We start from the raw sequence: 771 nt of genomic DNA, 5'->3' as shown, positions 1-771 counted from the left end.
CGCCGAACTGGTGACGCGTACGCACATGGTCGAGAGTCAGCTCAGAGGATGCGACGGCAGGAGCCGACCATCGCCAGGGCCAGACCGGTGAGCGCGAGATGACGAGCCCGTTCCGGGTCCGCGGTGCTCCGATCATGCTCGGTTACCCGCACCTGCGAGAAGGAGACCTCGGTGACGACGGCCAGCCAGTCGGCGCGGTCGCCGTCCAGGACGTGGCGCGCGGTGCCGTCCAGCAGCCAGCCGTCGCCGTCACGGCGGGCGGTCACTCCATCGAAAACCGCCGTTGCGGACTGCCCCGGTCGCAGGACTCCCGGCGCGAGCGGGGCGAACCATGTCATCGTCGCCAGATATGGCGTGGGGTCGGTGGCCCAGCCGAGTTCCTCCAGGACGATCGCCAGCTCCACGGTCTCGGCGGGTTCGATCAGCTCGGTCCAGCCGAGGTCGGCGTAGACCCGCCAGAGCGGAGCCGGCTCCACGCCGTCGTCGACGACCCCCCGGACCAGTGCGGGCGGGCACTGTCTGGCGAGGACCTCGTGGACGGTCTTCTGCCACAGCTGCTGGTCGGCGTCGAACTCAAAGAGCGTCCCGACCTCCGGGGACGAACCCGCCGACGAACGCCGAACCGGACAGCGCGTCGGCTGGGCTGAACGGCCTCACGATCTCAGGGTCGGTCTGGGAGATCCAAGCCACGAACGGCCCTCCTCGCTGACATTCCAGGCGAACAGGTGCGAGAATATCATTCTCCGAGAATGGAAGTAAGAGTCTTCTTAT

Annotated in this window: 1 protein-coding gene and 1 pseudogene; both read right to left on the bottom strand. The window is 67.7% G+C overall.

Going from position 1 to position 771, the window contains the following annotated elements; genetic code table 11:
• Nucleotides 1-554: pseudogene (locus U9980_RS18315) on the bottom strand (acyl-CoA dehydrogenase); the annotation flags it as partial.
• 19 nt (nucleotides 555-573) lie between these two features.
• The coding region (locus U9980_RS18310) for a hypothetical protein (RefSeq protein WP_322769029.1) at nucleotides 574-771 on the bottom strand (198 nt) is incomplete at its 5' end.

The sequence above is a fragment of the Protofrankia sp. Cr1 genome (assembly GCF_963555865.1).
GTDB lineage: Bacteria > Actinomycetota > Actinomycetes > Frankiales > Frankiaceae > Protofrankia.
Note: the sequence above shows the minus strand (reverse complement) of the source record. Positions and strands in the feature narration are given on the sequence as shown.